The following is an 18,150-nucleotide window of genomic DNA, read 5'->3' as shown; positions in this document are numbered from 1 at the left end:
CTTTTTCTTTCCTCAGAAGAGTCGTCAGCTCTTCTATTGTTTCCCGAATTTCAATCCGAACAACTCCTGACATTTTTTTCCTTATCTTTAAGAACTGGCTCACAAAAACCCTAGGTACTAATTGTAGCACTATTTTATGAAATTGGTATTAGTTGAGATGGAAGATATTGGCGGGTCGCACGCACATTGAGATATTACTCACCGCGAGTGAGTTTCGCCCAACATTCCGTTCCACGTTCGTCCTAATTTTTGATATTCCCGCCGCGCCGCCAGAACCAGATGAGACATTTCGATCGCCCCTCCAGAACGGGCTGCATAAAATGCCGCAGCAATGGCAATATTTTTTAGATTTCCGCCAGCGAGTTTCACTTCGCGAGCCAGCGTTTTGAAGTTCACCTCTCGACTGATGGGCGTTGCAGAGGGAAACATGACCTCCCAAATTTTTTGACGGTAGTCCTCATTGGGGAAGGGAAATTCGACAATAAATTGCAATCGCCGAACAAAGGCATCATCTAAATTTTGCCGCAGGTTTGTCGCCAAAATTGCCACTCCTTCGTACTCTTCCATTTTTTGCAGCAAGTAGCCAATTTCAATATTTGCATAGCGATCGTGTGCGTCCTTCACCTCCGACCGCTTGCCGAATAAAGCATCAGCCTCATCGAAAAATAAAATGGCATTGGCATCGACGGCATTCCCAAAAATGCGATCGAGATTTTTTTCCGTTTCACCAATATATTTGCTCACGATCTGCGACAGATCGATGCGATACAAATCCAGTTGCAATTCGCTTGCAATGACTTCCGCCGCCATCGTTTTTCCCGTTCCTGGAGGTCCGGCAAACAGCACATTCAACCCTTTGCCGAGGGAGAGTTTGCGATCGAATCCCCACTCTTCGTAAACCTTGCGTCGATAGGCAACTTGATGGCAAATATCCTGTAACTGAGTCAGTTCTTCCCCAGGTAAAACGATATCGTGCCAGGTATATTTGGGTTCTACTTTTCGTGCCAGTGCCGTTAAATCGCGTCCCGATCGATCTCGCGCGGCTTGGAATAAGTCAGCCAGGGCGATCGATTGCGCTTCTCCAGACTGTGCCGCGTTCCAGGCGACATCATTACAAGTGACTGTCACGGCATTGGCGATCGCATCGGGCATCAGGCGAAAGCGATCGCCCAAGGCTGCCAACTCTTCCGGTGCCAGCGAAATCCCCGCCGCCGACAAGTGTTCTGCCCAAATGTCGCACCGTCGATCGAAGTCGGGAACGGCAAAAGAGACGGGAATGACGGCCGTGCCTGCCGCCGGAATCCAAGGCTTGACACCCGCTAAAATCGCGATGCCTCGATCGATCGCCAGTAAATTCATTAAATCCTGGTAAGCGATAGCGCGACCTGCCAAGGCAGCGCTATCGCTATCGCTTTGGCACAGACTGTCGAACTCCTCGAGATACACCACCGCATCTTGCAGCCAAGCTTCGCGGAACAGGCGTTGCAGGTTCGCGGCCAATTCATCAGGATGTGCCACCAGCCGAGCGAGGTCTGCAATCAGTAGGGACATCTCTAACTCGGCTGCGATCGCTTCTGCCAATTGCCGTTTCGCCGTATCCTTAACCCCCTGAAAGTAAAGGTGGAGCGGCTGTTGAGCCTGACGGCTTTGTTGGGCTAAGGCGATCGCGGCGCGTTGTATTTCTTTGCTGACTGGGGAAGTCTTCTGTTGCGCCCCAGGTCGGGACAACTGGCAAAATTGAGTCAAGCGGCGATCTAGTCCCGTTTCGCCCAGCAGCCAGCGCACGATCTGTTCGTCCAAATGCAGGGCACAACTGAGTAAAGGGGGGTCAACGCGATCGGATTCTGGGACTAGATGCAGCAGGTGGTGGCGGATGAGGGGTGCGGTGGCAGAAAAGCGATCGCGCCGGACGACTTTTTCCGTGGCAGATGCACAGAGCAAATTCAGCGCCAGTTCGACGTTGGGACGCTTGCGAGTGACATCATCTTGCAGGTAGGCGTAGAGCCGTTCGTAGCGCAAGTCAACTTCCGGTGCGAGGGCAATGACGATGAGGTTGAGGTCGAACGATGTGAGGGTAAAGGCTTCCTGAAGCCAGCGCCACGGAGAATCTGCCTGCATCAAATCCGGTTCTGTTTCCCCCTCTTGCAGCAGCAGTGGCACGCCGGGATGGCGATCGAGCAGGCGTTCGACTTCTTCCCGGCTGATGTGCAGTCCGCGATAGGGGTCGATTTCTGTATCGTGGGTGGCGCCGGCGGTTTGGATTGCCCGATCGAGGAGGCGATCGAGTTGCTCTAATGCGGAGAACAGTAAAGTAAGGGAGCGATCGGTGGCTGCAATTGGGGGTAAGTTACGCATGGTTTCTCCGACTTTGAATGATTCTGTTAGCAAATAGTAGTCATTACCTTGTCAGATGGGTAGCGTTGATAGTAAGTTCGATCGTCTATTTAGGTAAATGGATTGAAAAGGAGGATTCCACAATCCTCGAAGTTGCGGGTATCTCTTGTTACTAAAGTGAGCTGATGAAGCGGAACAAATGAGTTCGGGAAATCTTTGTTGTGCATCTCGAAGTCCCCAATTAATTGAGTTTACTTCCTAGACTCACTTAGTAATTCTATAACTTATTATGCTGCGGTTGAGCGATATTAACAAATCTTCAATAAGATTTACGCAACTGTCACAATCCAATCGATTTGTAGGGTACCCCAGACGAAGTTATCAAACGATTATCGAGGGTTTCGGACGCTGACACACCTTACTATATTAGGGCTTACGCAAAACCCCCGGTTTCTACGAAAAATCGTCGATGCTCCCTTAAGATATTGACCAGAACCCGGGTTTTTGACCCGGTGTGCGTCCAGGACTGTATATATGCCGGTTACGTAAGTCCTGTTCAAATTAAGGATTGAAAAATCTGGATTCAATCATGAGTTAGGCAGGATGTGGAACTGAACAGTATAATTGACCTAGGTTTAAATACAGAGATTTGTAAGGGCGATCGCTGTGACTACAACGACAGCGACTAGAAAACTCACACTAGAAGAATACCTTGTTTATGACGATGGGACAGACACAAAATATGAACTCATAGACGGAGGATTAGTTGAAATACCTCCAGAAACGAATTGAAATAACTGAATTGCCTTTTACCTGCTGTCAGAACTTCTCAAGCTCGTTCCTTTATATCTTAGCTGTTGCAAAGATACGGAGATTGTGGTGACGGGTCAACTGACTCGCGTTCGTTTGCCAGATTTGATGATATTAACAGAGGAATTATTCACGGCGATCGATGGCAGATGAGCTACAATTACGCAGGATATGCCACCACCTGCATTAGTGGTTGAGGTGGTTTCTCCGGGTAAAGTGAATGAAGATCGAGACTACCGCTACAAGCGATCGGAATATGCCGCACGGGGAATTCCTGAATACTGGATTGTTGACCCCGGTCAAGCAAAAGTTACCGTGCTGATGTGGGTAGATGGACTGTATGAAGAAGCTGTTTTTCAAGGAAGCAATTCCATAGTTACCGTGCTGATGTGTGTAGATGGACTGTATGAAGAAGCTGTTTTTCAAGGAAGCAATTCGATCGTCTCCACGACTTTTCCCGATCAGAAACTCACCGCAGCACAAGTTTTAGGGGCCGGGGAAGCATGACCTATTTCAGGATATGTCGAAAAAAAGCTAAAATATCGACAGGTTTTCTCGACGTGTCGATTCGATCGACATATCATCATGACTAATTTTGCTCCCGATCGACCCTAGAACGATCTGCCTTTATTGCCGCCACCTGGGGACATTGAGACGAAAGTCGTGTTTACAGCCTCTATAGAAAGGCGATTTTGCGATTTTTATACATTATAGTTGCTATATATTTATACAGATTCATATTCCTGCAAATGTTGCCCATCGATAGGAGGCTCAAACTTTCGCACAGTGACTAATGTTCCTAATATGTTTAGTTGTTGCCCACCGCGCCACTTCCAGCCAAAACCGTGACATTCATCACAGATAATATCGGCACTTTTACCCTTACCATTGCAAGTGTTACAGATATGATACCGAGCAACAATCTTTAATCCCTTGCCAGTATTAGCGATATAGAAATTGGTAAAGTAATCGCGATCTTCGCGGAAAGTCGAACTCAGGTAAACTCGATAAATTGTACCAAGTGTAGAATGAGCATATTGTTTAATCTGAAACAGGACTCGTGGTTGTAGTTGCCGGATTACTCTGTCTTGCTCCTCTAGAGTTCTAGATGACGAAATATTTAACCCAGAATCTAAGCCTTGAAAAAACTGATTTAGAATTTCTATATCGGTTTCAAGTAAGTGAAGATCTGGCTCTGTTGTGAGAGCGACGCTCGCCTTATATTCCTGAGCTATAAATTCCTCAATAAATGCAATGACTGTTTCCATCGTTATACTTTTAGATATTTGTCTGCTGCGAGATCAAAAGATTTGGAAATCGGTTCATTCGTCTCAGCATTAACCAGAGATACTTGATAGTTTACTTCCAGGATTACTTTGAATTTCGGGTGCTGGCTAGCAAACTGTTCTATCGATGCCTTAATCGTAGCTTTTTCTTCTTCTGGCACTTTACTGAGAATTTGCTGGACAATATCAGCCTGCTTTAGTTCTCCAAATTTAGCTGTGACTGAAAGGTTAAACTCTTTAGCTTTATTGACTTTAATCATTTTGAATATCTCATCTTCAACTTTTCCCATTTCCACATTGTTATAAGTGGCGCTTGCGGAAACTAAGTTTGCGCCATCTTTATACCCTGAACCCAAGAAAAGATCGGCAATTAAATGACTGCGATTTAAATTAGCACTAGCAATAAAGCCAGGAGAATCTTGAGTGATTCCACGACCTTCAATCTTCAGATCGTGCTTTAATTTTAGTTTCGTGCCAGAAATGCTATGGGTCATTCGATCAGCACTAATGACCGCATGAAATTTAGCCCCACCAGCAGTTTCGTATTCAATGTCTATACCGCCACCATTAATCGTGGTTTCGATCCGCTTCTTCGGTTTATACTTGCTATGTTCGGGGATGCCCTCTGAAAAACCTTTGGCAAACCCTCCCATCCGCAGACTGTCTGGGCTAGTCGCAAAATCCTTAATAAGTTGCTCTACGGAGACGGAGACCTTACCGGGTAGAGCTTTATTTACACTCCCTTCATCTCCTTTACGGCTTTTTTGTTTTTTCAGAAGGATAAAGACCCTCTTTTCCTTTTGCCCGCCCGATTCAATTTCTTGGATAGAGTCTACTACTCCATTCGACCAATTATCGCCTCTTTGGCGGACTGCATCACCTACTGCTACTGGAACCGCAGCATCCTCACTTTTTCCAAGTCCACTAGGTTCATCAGCCTTTGGACTGGCAACATAGTTATACTTCCAGGCATTGCCACCGTCCACAACTGTGATGGATTTAAAGATAGGATTATCCCTCTTAACCTTGCCAGCAACTTTACGAGCGTTTTCTAAAGAGAGTTTGCCGCTTTGTTCGTACTTACGCTCTTCTGTATGCAGTTGATTCAGTCCAGCCGTCACTTTTCGATCGTGCTCTGGATCGGCTTTTTTATCCTTCCCAAATCCCAAAAACTTCCCAGCCGCCTTCACCAAGTTATACGCCTTCTGAATCACCCAATCGATCGCCTTATTGACCGGAGCCTGAATTTTCGTAATAATCGCTCGAATCTTCTCGCTAATTCCCGTCACGCCCAGCAGCGCCGCCAGGAAACTAATCACTACCGGAACGGCTTTAGATAGGGCGTTTTCCACCGCACCTGCAGCCGCCCCGATCGCACCACCGGCGATCGCCGTCACCGATTCCATCACGGCATTGACAAGGCTAATAATCTGACTGCCCCGTTCCACAAAGAACATAATAATGTCGTAAATTGCCTTGCAAGCTTTGATAAAAGCCCCGGCAGGGTTGAGCAAACTGATAATCCAGGTAATCCCTGCCTTAATAATCGTTTCCGTGACAAAAGATTTAATCCCTTCAATCACCACTTCGGCTAAATTGCTCACCTGCTCTTTGATATAAACCCACAGTCCCGCTGGCCCTTGAGTGACGAGAATCTTGAAGATTTCGGCGGCAGTTTCCAGGGTTTTGACGACTTTTTCGCCCAGAATTTTCACCGCACGAGCGCGGAAATTGGCGTAGGTCAGACCCAATATCTGGAGAACGATGCTGATGATGCCTTGCAGGTCTAGTTTGTCGGGCAGTTGAATCCCTGCTTCGGCGATCGCCCCAAATAGCCAACCCATCAATCCCTGTTGCAAATGCGCGCCGATATTCCCCACAAAGTTCATGAATCCTTGCTTCACCCCGGCAACCAAATTGCCCAGGAAACCGATCGGATCTTTGATAATTTTCCCGATCGCATCCGCTGCGCGTCCTAGCACTCCCATGAGCATATTTTTCAGCTCTAGGATTGTCTCGATCGTACCTGCAACGGCATCGAGTGCCTTATCCACCAACCCGCGATTGGCGGCTTTCATTTCTTCAATACGAGAATCGATCGCCTGCAAGCGTTCGTTGTATTTTTGTGCGAGGGAATCAATCAGTTGGTTCTGCTTATCGTTGACGCTTTCTTCGAGTTGATCGAACTGACTTTGAATCGTTTTCGCCGTATCTTGTGCCACCTTCTGGAGACTCGCAGGCTGCTTGGTGACGTAATCCTGAACCGTTTTTCTGCCTTTGGTAATTTCGTCCTTGGCTTCGTTGAGCCCCTTCTCAACCGTCGCAGCCACTCGATCCAGAACCGCATCCATCAATTTGAGATACAGAGACCGACCTTCCTGATAAAAGGCATTTACCTCGGATGGCAGCCCCAGAAACTTGTCTTTCACCCAGCGTCCCGTACCGATTGCCCCACTATAGCGCTCGTCCTTGTAGGCATCCATGCGGCGCTTCACGTAGTCCTCAAACGCCTGCTGCGCTCGATCGGCACCACTGTCAAATGCCTGGTTTACCTCCGTATCCAGTCGGCTGAGACGGGCTTCTGCTTTATATTTGGTTTGGTCGTAAATTGCTTTAATTTCGTTGGCAACCCTTGCCCGTTCTTCCTCGTCCTTACTCTGCGATTGGCGTTGGGAACCCGTCACCTGGGTTTGAAGCTGTCCCCGTACCCCCTGCATCGACGTGAGTTGGGTTTTCGCCGCCGCCGTTGCCTGAGTTTGAGCTTGCGCCAGGACCCCTTTCTCCTCCTGGCGGTAGGCTTTGGGGGCTTGCACCGCATCGGTTTGCGCTTCCTTCTTCGCCTCGAGTGCCCCTTGGAAGTCCGGTTCGTTCGATTTTTTCAGCTGTTCGTCAGTGACATCCGCATCCGCCATTTTTTGGTCGAGGGATTGGCTGCCTTCCTGGAGGGACACCTCATCGGCAGTCTTGGGTTTGGGCGCGGCTTGGGCAGCCCCGATATTGGCAGGCGGTGCGCCTTTCTCCGTCGGCGGCAGCGGCGTGACGGATTTTGCCTTGATGCCGCTGGGACTGGGCGCTTCCTTCACCTTGGATTCGATATTGCCCTGAGATTGCTGCTTGCTTGTCTCCACCTGTCCGGTGAGGTCGCCTTTGACTCCGCTGAGTTTGCCGCTTTCCTTAAACTCGTCCGCCTCTTTGAGGGTTTTGGGCGATGCCGCTGCAATTTTTGCCACCAGCGCTGCCTTAAATGCCTTGCGATCGAATGCTTTGGGCTGCTGCTGATCCATTTGACCGACCTGGTTTCCAGCGGAGGCGCTAGCGACCTCGTTCGCGGGGCCTTTGGCGGCGGCTTGGGCTTCGGCTGCCTTTTTGCTGGCGGGAGGGTGCTGTTTCTGCTGTTTTGCCGTGCGTTTGGTGCGATCGACGACTGCCTTAAAACCGGGGTCTTGGAAGGGGGAGGATGGCGATTTGGCTCCTTTGCGGGCGATGTGTTTGGGGGAGTCCGTGGAGATGGGGAGTCCGGGTTGTTGGCGCGATTTTCGCTGCACTCGGCGATTTGCCCGGTTGGACGCTTGGGAGGACTGCACGGTGGGGGAGTTAGCCGCCAGGGGCGTTGAGGATTGTTGCTGCACGGTATGGGTTAACTCGTGCGCTAGCAACCATTTCCCCTGAGTGGTGTGGGGTTCGTAACGTCCCCCGGCAAAGAAGACATTGGGACCGATAGTAAAGGCTTGGGCGTTCAGTTTCCGGGATACGTCATCGGCTTGGGAGTCAGTATGCACTCGCACGCCGCTGAAGTCGTAGCCGAAGCGGGACTCAAAAAAGCTGCGGGTGGAGTCAGGCAAAGGACGACCGCCCTCTCGCATGGTTTGGATGCGGCTTTCTACATCAGTTGCGACTTCTGAGGTGGAGTCAACGGCTGTTTTGGTTTGAACGGGTTCGTCTTTTTTCTCTTCGGTTTGGCGTTGGAGTGTTTGAACGGGTTCGTCTTTTTTCTCTTCAGTTTGACGTTGGAGTGTTTGAACGGGTTCGTCTTTTTTCTCTTCGGTTTGGCGTTGGAGAGTTTGAACTGGTTCTTCTTTTTTCTCCTCTGTTTGGCGTTGGAGAGTTTGAACTGGTTCGTCTTTTTTCTCCTCTGTTTGGCGTTGGAGAGTTTGAACTGGTTCGTCTTTTTTCTCCTCTGTTTGGCGTTGGAGAGTTTGAACTGGTTCGTCTTTTTTCTCTTCAGGTTGGCGTTGAAGCGTTTGGACGGGTTCTTCCTTTTTCTCTTCAGCTTGGCGTTGTACTAAAGGAGTAATGGGTGCGATCGCAGGTTTAGTTTGCGCCATTTCCTCTTTATTTTCCTCAGCCGCTTGTCGCTGAACAACCGCAGAGGTTTCTCCGACCTCGGGTTTAGTTTGTGCCGTTTCTTCCTTCTTTTCCTCAGTTTGTCGCTGTAACAAAACATCGGGCATTCGCATCACCGTATCGGCAACGCGATCGGCTTCCATTTCATAAGTATCATTAGGTTTACCGACTTTGAGCTTTGCCTGGATGAGTTGAGTGACGGCCTGGTTGCCGATTTGCCGTTGCAGTCGCAGCATGGGGTGAGTAGGAGGAGCATGAAGGGGCGATTTAGACGCGATCGCGCTCCTCTCCTGACGAGTTACCGTCATATTTTTCTCTTGGGTCGCTTTTAGATCTCCCATACAACTCACCGCCTGCTCTTGTAATTGTTACTATTTGTGGTAAAAAAACTCGATCTGATTGAGAATTAAAAATAAAAAAGCAAGTAAAACAGTTTATCCCAAATTAATGAGAACCCATATTTTATTAATTCCATCCTTTGGTTCACTTTGAAAAGATTGGAGGGCTTTCCCTAAAATACTTCCTGGCGAAGAGGCTTTCATCGCGTGTCCTGGAGTAGAAGAAGTTGTTAGATAATCTCCAGCATCGATCGGACCATTTTCGAGAATAACTTTGGTCAAAACTCGACCTGCTAATGCTAACGGTTTTAAGTCATCTCGATTGACATCTGTTGGATGGCTTCCCCCTATAATCAACCCTGATGTCGTGGGATCGGCAATAACTCCCGCAACTCTGGAATCGTAGGGTTGACTACTTTTTGCCAGCAAGACGCGATTGTCTGGTGGATTGTCGATGACGACGACATCTCCTGGTTCCAGATGATCTTCGGCTTGTACAGGAGTCATCTCGGCGAGATCGTCTGCACTGCCAAAGCGTAAGTCACCACCTGCCCACAAGGCTTTTACTGCCAAATCTTGATAGGCTGTACTGTCAGTTCTGCTCAGGTAAACCCACTCATTGGGCTGGTTAGCAGGCCATCGCCCCAGTCTCCAGCCTCCTCGGCTTTGAGAGTTATCACTACTACCAATCCAGTCTCCGCTAACGTCTAATCGAAGAATCGGATTGGCTGTGCCAATACCAACGTTACCAGCACTGGTTATTCTCAACAATTCTGTGCCAACACCGTTATCATTCCGCTCGGAATAAGGCTGTGTTCCTATAAAGAAGAAGTTGGAATTAGAAAATCTGAATCCACTTCCGTCACTACCTACTACGGCTGTCAAGTGATCTTGCGTATCCGTGCGATCGAAGATCGCATTAAGATGAGCAGGTCTTGCCACATGCAATGAGTTTAATGGTTCCATGGTCCCCATGCCAACATTACCCGTAACGATGAGATTATTTTGCACCGTCAGCGTACCTGTCATAGTATCACCTGTTTTTTTGACGATGCCGTCTAAGGTTGCACCATTACCGAGGAATGAGGTAGCTTGGACATTGCCACTAACTGTTAGGGATCCAGTCATGGTGTCTCCAGATTTCTTGACAATGCCATCTAAAGTTACGCCATTGCCTTGAAATTCTGTTGCTTTAATCGTGCCATTCACTTCTAACTTGGTTGAGGGAGTTGGCACGCCAATGCCTATATTTCCCACGGCATCGATCGCAATTCGAGGAAAACCATCGGTTATAATACTCAGCGAAAAAGCGTTATCTGTCCCCAACTTTGCACCGCTGGCATCAACGCTCAATTTGAGTAATGCTCCACCTGATTCTAGAAAGGTTTGGCTGGGTGCAGTCGTTAAGGAAGATATATGAAGTTGGGCGATCGGGTTTTCGATGCCAATTCCTATTTTGTCGGTGACAGAAAGCGTACCTGTAAATGGATGGTCTGCCATGAGGTTCTCCTTGCAAAGTTGACGATCGAATCACTGTGTTCATGTTATTTTTGGATTTGCACCTCTAAAAACTTTACTTTTTCGGTTAATAATGATATGGTCGTTTGCTGCTCTTTCAGGACTTGCGTTAATACGCCAACAATATCCATAATGCCCAATCCTTTTTTGTCAGAGCTTGCGATCGATTCTGGAACATCTTCAGCGACAAATCCGATATGTTGATGCTTTTCGCGATCGGCTTTGTAAGTGAATTTTACCGGACTGAGTTCTGCCAATGCTTGAAGGGCTTCTTGACTAGAAAGCTGGTGAATATTTTCTTTTAAATCCTTGGAAGAGTTTTGGACAAAATTACCAATGACGTTACCGTTATTTTGAATTTTTAACAAATCTCTAGCTGAACTGCCGTCCTCCCATCTAAATAATGTCTCTCCGGTTTCTGCTCCAAAATGAGCGAACCAAAAGGAACTATCACCCCCACCGTCATAACCAAAGTCATGTCCGACTTCTGATGTTGCCAATAATTTTAGGTTACCTCTGAAGTCGTCAGAAATATGTAATCTGGCGGTGGGATCATTTGTGCCAATGCCAACATTTCCACCGCTGTAGTAAATAATTTCCTCTGTACCATTAGACCATTGAGTGGTTCCCACAATTCCCGTTAATTCCGAACCATTTCCTACAAATTGGTTAGCTGTTACATTCCCTACAACTGTGAGATTATTCTGAACAGTTAGCGGTCCAGTCATAGTGTCCCCATCTTTTTTGACTATGCCGTCTAAGGTTGCACCATTACCGAGGAATGAGGTAGCTTGAACATCGCCACTAACTGTTAGCGATCCAGTCATGATATCTCCTGATTTCTTGACAATGCCATCTAAAGTTACACCATTGCCTTGAAATTCTGTTGCTTTAATCGTGCCATTCACTTCTAACTTGGTTGAGGGAGTTGGCACGCCAATGCCTATATTTCCCACGGCATCGATCGCAATTCGAGGAAAACCATCGGTTATAATACTCAGCGAAAAAGCGTTATCTGTCCCCAACTTTGCACCGCTGGCATCAACGCTCAATTTGAGTAAGGCTCCACTGGATTCTAGAAAGGCTTGGCTGGGTGCAGCGGTTGAGGAAGATATGTGAAGTTGGGCGATCGGCTCATTAATTCCAATTCCAATTTTGTCAGTGACTGAAAGTTTTCCTTCGATTGTTTGGTCTGCCATGATAGTCTCCTTACCATATCTTGTCACGATTTATTGAAGACGCCATTTTCAAGTTTCACTGAGACGATAAACCTTGTAAGCTACCGTAAAGCTGATACCTAATGACTTCAGTGTTCCTACAACTGTTTCATCAGCTTCAATGACCAAAAAGTGGATGCTTCCAGCCAGGGGGAAAGGCGGATTTTTTGAGGAGATGGGCATCTGCTGCGGTTGAACTTCAAACCTCCAGTTGTACGGCACAGGAATTGGTAATTTCTCTCCAGAATTACTAGACACAAAGGAAACACTTGCCAGGTAAAAAGTATGTTCGTTGGCTGGCGTTGTCTGAATTTTCACCCTGGCTGTATCTGTAACCGAAACGGAACCCTGTACGACAACAGTTGCTTTGAGTTGGGCGATTGCCACCGTTCCATTTTCGATCGGTTTAATTCCAGTTAACTTTGAGCCATCCCCTTGAAATGCGTCTGCTTTCACTGTCCCCTTAACCTCTAATTTTGCTTGTGGATTGTTGGTGCCAATGCCGACATTTCCCACAGCATCAATCGCAATTCGAGGAGAGCCATCGGTCAAAAGACTCAGAGAAAAAGCGTTATCTGTACCCAATTTTGCACCGTTGGCATCAACGCTCAATTTGAGCAAAGCTCCACTGGATTCTAGAAAGGCTTGGCTGGGTGCAGCGGTTGAGGAAGATATGTGAAGTTGGGCGATCGGGTTTTCAATTCCAATCCCTACTTTATCAGTGACGGAAAGTGTGCCTGTAAATGGATGATCTGCCATGATTTTCTCCTTCAAAATTTCTGGGTGTTGGGTCTCGTTACCTCGAAGGCCACTTCCTTTAATTGGGGAGACACCAAGACCGGAGTGGCTCCCCAACCTACGGTTTAAAGATTAGTCGGGTTGAGCGTTCGCGCCAACTGGTTCTAGAACGCGATCGTTATTTTCTGTGGGTTCTCGATCGGCTGACAGCAATTCTTCTAATACCTGAATAGCTCCACTAATGCGTAGCAGTGTAGTTTTGAGATTTTCCTGTTGTGCCTCTAAATCCGATAGCATTTTTTGTCCGGATTCAAATTCGGATTTGAGTTTTTGGAGGCGTTGTTCTAGTTGCTCTTTCATAAATTAACTCCAAAAAAATGTCGATAAATGGTGTTTTGGTGGGTTACATTTTCAACTGTACCACGCTACTACAATGAATAACCCTCGAGGAAGAAGCAGGAATTCAATCACTGCAACATCACTAAAACAGGAATTTTTCCTTTGCCTTTATCCAGGGAGGCTAAGGCTTTACCGACGATCGAACCTACAGCTTTTTCGGGTTCCAAAACTTTTTGAGCGTGACCTCGCGTGGGGCTGGTGGTCAATAAATCACCGACCGCAATTGGGGCAATGTCAGCATCGACTTTGCAGTGAGAAAAAGCACCGAGAGTGACCATTAATCCCATTTGCTGGTCTTGCACTTTGTTTGGGTCTGCGTCTTCTTTGAATTCAGAAGCAAATGGTTTGAGAGGATGGGTGTAAGATTCTGAATTTTCTGTTGCTTCAGACATCAGTTGTTCTATCAGTTCTGGTGGGGGAGTTTCTGAGTCGGGTGCGACTTCTACAAAGGGCAAATCCTGTTCTGTAACAAACTTGGCGACAATACCGCACACGCGGGTATCACAAGCGCGATCGGTTAAATCAACTTCAAGAATAGGAATATTATTTTGAGCCCCAGAGTAATGAGAGACTTGATATTCGCTGATAACAACGACATCGCCTTGTTCTAAGGTATCGCCCACTCGATTTACGAAATAATCGGCAACGAACCCTGCTTTAGATCCCGCACAATACAAATCTCCTGATTGATTGATGGAAAACCGTTTTACAAAGTTTGTGTAAAATTTCAACTCTCCTCCGCCACTGATGTACCACGCGAAGGTGTGACCAATTGCCAATTCATATTCCTGATTATTGGGAATCCCAATGCCAAAATAACTTCCTAGGCTCAGTTTTACATTGTTGTTTTTAAAGCTACTTTCATTGCCGAATTTTTGATTGGTGAATCTGGCAAATTGTCCTCCTGTGTTGGGTAATTCAAAATCTCCGTTAATCTTCAATCCTTTCGTAACGGTAATATTACCTGTAACCTCTAAGTCTCCATTGACTTGCAAGTAGTCCCATAATTTGACGCTGCGACCTTTGGAAGTTCCCGCTCTACCTAAAATCATCAACGCATCATAATTGACAGCATTTTCGATCGCTGCAAAACCAGCAGCATTACCAATCCCCGTAGAATTGTGATCGGTTTTCGTGAAATAGATGTCGGAATTTCCAGCGCGAATGTCTCCTCGGACATCTAATTTTCCCTGGGGTTGGTTTGTGCCAATCCCCACATTGCCAGTCACAGTAAGGTTATTTTGCACCGTCAAGGAGCCAGTCATGGTATCCCCAGATTTTTTGACAATGCCGTCTAAGGTTGCACCATTACCGAGAAATGAAATGGATTTAATATTGCCATTGACTGTCAATTTTTCTGTGAGAGTTGAAGTTGTGCCAATGCCGACATTTCCCGCAGCATCGATCGCCATTCGAGGAGAGCCATAAGTCGAAAGACTCAGCGGAAACTCGTTAGCTGTACCCAGTGTTGCACCACTGGCATCAACACTCAATCTGAGTAAAACTTGATCCGATTCGAGAAAGGCTTGGATGGGCGCGGTTGAGGAAAATATGTGAAGTTGGGCGAGCGGGTTTTCGGTGCCAATTCCTATTTTGTCGGTGACGGAAAGTGTGCCTGTAAATTGATGATCTGCCATGATTTTCTCCTTCAAAATTTCTGGGTGTTGGGTCTCGTTACCTCGAACGCCACTTCCTCTAATTGGGGAGACACCAAGACCGGAGTGGCTCCCCAACCTACGCTTTAAAGATTAATCGGGTTGAGCGATCGCGCCAACAGTTTCTAGAACGCGATCGTTATTTTCTGTGGGTTCTCGATCGGGTGACAGCAGTTCCTCTAGCACCTGAATTGCTCCACTGATGCGAAGTAGAGTGGTTTTGAGATTTGCTTGCTGTCCCTCTAAATCCAATAACATTTTTTGTCCGGATTCAAATTCTGATTTAAGTTCTTGGAGGCGCTGTTCTAGTTTGTTTTTCATGATTTAACTCCGAAAAAATGTCGATTGTGCCAAAAATATTGCTTGAGATTTATTGTGGATTAACGATTATGGGTTGAGAGGGATGGGAATGCGAGTCCCGACATCGGGCCGTGGAATTCTTCTGCTACCGGCCTTAAAGATGATTCCATCCAGAGAAATCCATCCGCTGTTGCCAGCTACCATATAAACTTGTCCATCGGCAAAAATATCAATTCGCCCCATAGCATCGGGATAAGTTACTACCCCAAAGAGTTCTCTGCGAGGGGGTCTATAACCTTCAGGTAGGGTGAAAATAGTCCCGCTGCCATTTTTAACTAGCCCGCGCAGGTGAATCACACCAAGGCTATCCTTGAAGTATGCTGCGGAATTGTATTCAGTTGAATAATTTCCCCATCCGTTTTGAAAGGTTGGAGTTTGCCACTCTTCTTGTTGCAGGCTAGTTTCGCCGCCTTGAACGACAAGTTTTCGATCGGGGCTATTAGTGCCAATCCCAACATTTCCAGTAACTTCTAAGTCTCCATTGACTTGTAGATAGTCCCATAATTTGACGCTGCGACCTTTGGAAGTCCCCGCTCTACCTAAAATCATCAACGCATCATAATTGACAGCATTTTCGATCGCCGCAAAACCAGCAGTATTACCAATCCCCGTAAAATTGTGATCGGTTTTCGTCAAATAGATATCGGAATTTCCAGCGCGAATGTCTCCTCGGACATCTAATTTTCCCTGGGGTTGGTTTGTGCCAATCCCCACATTGCCAGTCACAGTAAGGTTATTTTGCACCGTCAAGGAGCCAGTCATGGTATCCCCAGATTTTTTGACAATGCCGTCTAAGGTTGCACCATTACCGAGAAATGAAATGGATTTAATATTGCCATTGACTGTCAATTTTTCTGTGAGAGTTGAAGTTGTGCCAATGCCGACATTTCCCACAGCATCGATCGCCATTCGAGAAGAGCCATCGGTCAAAATACTCAAGGGAAAAGCGTTATCTGTACCCAGTTTTGCACCACTGGCATCAACACTCAATGTGAGTAAGGCTCCACCCGATTCGAGAAAGGCTTGGCTGGGCGCAGCGGTTGAGGAAGATATGTGAAGTTGGGCGATCGGGTTGTCGGTACCAATTCCTATTTTTTCGCTGACGGAAAGTGTGCTATATTGATAACCTGCCATAATTTTCTCCTTGGTTTCCCGTTAAACTTGATTCAAAACTGGTACGTCGATGAGATAAAATCCCGATCGCACGGTTTGCCAAGTCTCGAGAATTCGGTTGCCGCGATCGTCAAGAGCAAATGGTTCGCTGCTGGTTTCAACTTCCTCTGGAGAGGGCGATTGATACTTTTGTTTTAGTTTGGGGACTGGATAACTATTTTTCAAGGCTTCCATTTGCGGTTCTGTTAACTTTTTACAATTCTTCTCCTTTTCAACCTTTTTCAAATTTGCATCAGACGTGTCGAGTTTGATAATTCCTTCCTCGCAGCCGTCTTTGACCGCAACAAATTGATAGTTGAATTCCTGTAAAACCTGGGGCAAAACTAACTCAGCTTTGCCACCTCCTTTCGGTTGAACAGATAACTGAACCTGAAAAAATGCAACAGCCATAATCGCCTCCTATTGAATATTCACAAATACGGCAATGTAACCTGTTCCCTTTGCCATCGGTTCGAGGGCTTTGCCAATAATGCTGCCGATTTGAGGTGTAGTTGCTTTTTTGGCGTGACCGGGATTTTTGGAGGAAGTCAGTAAATCGCCGACTTCAATTGGCGCTTCGGTGGCATCTACTTGGCAATGAGCAAATGTTCCCAAAGTCACGACATATAGCTCCCCGCCATTTTCAATAAATGTTGGATCTTCGGGATTCATCCGGGTATCGGGAGATTCGGCATCGGGGATGGCTTCGCAATCGACAATACCAATTACAAGGGGATCGTTTTCCCGATCGGCAAGGGTAACTTCAGCGACGGGAGCCTTATTATTTAACCCTCGAAAACGAGTCACGGGAGTTCCTTTGAGTTTAATCACATCACCTGTTTTGAGCTTTTGTCCGCTGGCATTAATAAAGGTATCCACTAAATGGGTGCTGCTAATTTGTCCGGTAATGCGGGCAGTCCCCTCGACGTTGAGCGCGTGGGTTCCAGTTTTAGCTGTCGCATAAACGCCATTTACCTTATCTATACCAGCAATTCCCGCGATCGCAGCGCTGACAGGATTGGGAGCAATGCCGGGAGCAGAAGTAATTTTGGCGACTAAGCCACAGCAACCCGTTGTGTTGAAGTCAACACCTGTGGGGTTGTTCCAAACAAAGGCAGCACCTGGCGTTCCCGTTAAGCCGGGGGTAGCGGTTTGAACGTTAAGCTTGATATTAGTTCCCAGGACGTTGAGGTTACCTGTCACATTCCCTCCAACACTTGGCAGCGCCCCAACTTGGGCTGCTGTTACCGTGTGGGGATTGTTTTTGAGGGTAGAGTGGTTCTCACTAATGGTTATTTGTTGGGTCGTGTTGTTGGGGGTTAGAGCGATCGCACCACCCTGGATTAGTTCGATCGTGCCACCGGGACTGCGAACTTCTGTTCCACCGACTTTCAAACCCGCCAATCCCCCAGCCACCCGGACTCCTGCCGCTTTGCGAACCGAGAAATCGGGCGTACCGACGATGCCAGTCGATCTGATTTTCAGTTGGGCTAAGCGAATTTTGACATCTTCTGAGGGTGCCTGATTTGTCGGAATGACTTCAAACTTGGGTTTTGCAAAAATGCGCGTCCCCGTTCCTCCTGGTGGTGCATCGGTTATTAACTCCTGGGACGAGAGGGTGAGAAACACATCTTGTTCAGTTGTAGACGTGGTAGCAATGTCTTTGCGGTTCTCATCTCCATCGAAAACGATTAACTGATTTCCTGCAGCATCGATCGCCACGCCAGCAGACACCGTGACTTTAGTTTTATCGGCGGAAACTGTAACGGCTAATCCAGTGTTGGGATCGACAATGCCGGGGGTGAGGAGCAGTTTGTTCTGCTCTTTTTGCTGTGAGACATGATAGTTTTGTTCGGCAATAAAATCTTCTTCTTGAAGAAACAAGCCAGTATAGTAATTTAATCGTTTTCTGATATCTGGGTCTGCCACAATAAACTCCTTTAATTAGTTGGTAATGGGTGATTGGTAATTGGGAAGGGGTAATTAGTAATTGGGAAGG

The 18,150-nt window shown here is 47.1% G+C and carries 13 protein-coding genes; 1 reads left to right on the top strand and 12 read right to left on the bottom strand.

All coding sequences use genetic code 11. The features are described 5' to 3' along the window. Positions 1–198 precede the first annotated feature (198 nt). On the bottom strand, positions 199–2,355 hold the full coding sequence (locus QUB56_RS29660) for an AAA family ATPase (protein WP_332959922.1): 2,157 nt from the start codon (positions 2,353–2,355) through the stop codon (positions 199–201). Between the two features lie 960 nt (positions 2,356–3,315). Between QUB56_RS29660 and QUB56_RS29655 the strand changes: the two genes are divergently transcribed. Next, on the top strand, positions 3,316–3,651 hold the full coding sequence (locus QUB56_RS29655; protein ID WP_332959920.1) for a Uma2 family endonuclease: 336 nt from the start codon (positions 3,316–3,318) through the stop codon (positions 3,649–3,651). 218 nt (positions 3,652–3,869) lie between these two features. Here QUB56_RS29655 and QUB56_RS29650 read toward each other — a convergent pair whose 3' ends face one another. From QUB56_RS29650 to QUB56_RS29600, 11 genes are all read right to left on the bottom strand, one after another. Then, positions 3,870–4,412 (bottom strand): hypothetical protein, encoded by a 543-nt coding sequence (locus QUB56_RS29650; RefSeq protein ID WP_332959918.1) that lies wholly within the window; start codon positions 4,410–4,412, stop codon positions 3,870–3,872. A 2-nt stretch (positions 4,413–4,414) separates the two neighbouring features. Continuing rightward, a complete protein-coding gene (locus QUB56_RS29645) occupies positions 4,415–9,115 on the bottom strand; it encodes an eCIS core domain-containing protein (RefSeq protein ID WP_332959916.1) in 4,701 nt (1,566 codons plus the stop codon). 93 nt (positions 9,116–9,208) lie between these two features. Beyond that, complete coding sequence (locus QUB56_RS29640) at positions 9,209–10,612, bottom strand: hypothetical protein (RefSeq protein WP_332959914.1); 1,404 nt, start codon at positions 10,610–10,612, stop codon at positions 9,209–9,211. 44 nt (positions 10,613–10,656) lie between these two features. After that, positions 10,657–11,829, bottom strand: a complete 1,173-nt coding sequence (locus QUB56_RS29635) for a tail fiber domain-containing protein (RefSeq protein ID WP_332959913.1) — start codon at positions 11,827–11,829, stop codon at positions 10,657–10,659. A 48-nt stretch (positions 11,830–11,877) separates the two neighbouring features. Then, positions 11,878–12,606 carry a hypothetical protein gene (locus QUB56_RS29630; RefSeq protein WP_332959912.1) on the bottom strand — a complete coding sequence of 243 codons (729 nt, stop codon included), beginning with the start codon at positions 12,604–12,606 and terminating at the stop codon, positions 11,878–11,880. A gap of 111 nt (positions 12,607–12,717) precedes the next feature. Next, a complete protein-coding gene (locus tag QUB56_RS29625) occupies positions 12,718–12,945 on the bottom strand; it encodes a hypothetical protein (protein ID WP_332959911.1) in 228 nt (75 codons plus the stop codon). Between the two features lie 107 nt (positions 12,946–13,052). Beyond that, positions 13,053–14,621 carry a hypothetical protein gene (locus QUB56_RS29620; protein WP_332959910.1) on the bottom strand — a complete coding sequence of 523 codons (1,569 nt, stop codon included), beginning with the start codon at positions 14,619–14,621 and terminating at the stop codon, positions 13,053–13,055. Between the two features lie 111 nt (positions 14,622–14,732). Continuing rightward, positions 14,733–14,960: a hypothetical protein gene (locus tag QUB56_RS29615; RefSeq protein ID WP_332959909.1), complete on the bottom strand. Its 228-nt coding sequence runs from the start codon at positions 14,958–14,960 to the stop codon at positions 14,733–14,735. 66 nt (positions 14,961–15,026) lie between these two features. Then, positions 15,027–16,133 carry a hypothetical protein gene (locus QUB56_RS29610; protein ID WP_332959908.1) on the bottom strand — a complete coding sequence of 369 codons (1,107 nt, stop codon included), beginning with the start codon at positions 16,131–16,133 and terminating at the stop codon, positions 15,027–15,029. Between the two features lie 21 nt (positions 16,134–16,154). Further along, positions 16,155–16,562 carry a hypothetical protein gene (locus tag QUB56_RS29605; RefSeq protein WP_332959907.1) on the bottom strand — a complete coding sequence of 136 codons (408 nt, stop codon included), beginning with the start codon at positions 16,560–16,562 and terminating at the stop codon, positions 16,155–16,157. A 9-nt stretch (positions 16,563–16,571) separates the two neighbouring features. Beyond that, positions 16,572–18,080: a hypothetical protein gene (locus tag QUB56_RS29600; RefSeq protein WP_332959906.1), complete on the bottom strand. Its 1,509-nt coding sequence runs from the start codon at positions 18,078–18,080 to the stop codon at positions 16,572–16,574. Positions 18,081–18,150: the final 70 nt, after the last annotated feature.

Source organism: Microcoleus sp. AR_TQ3_B6, from assembly GCF_036702785.1.
GTDB lineage: Bacteria > Cyanobacteriota > Cyanobacteriia > Cyanobacteriales > Microcoleaceae > Microcoleus.
The sequence above is the reverse complement of the archived record's forward strand: the minus strand, read 5'-3'. Positions and strand labels throughout refer to the sequence as shown.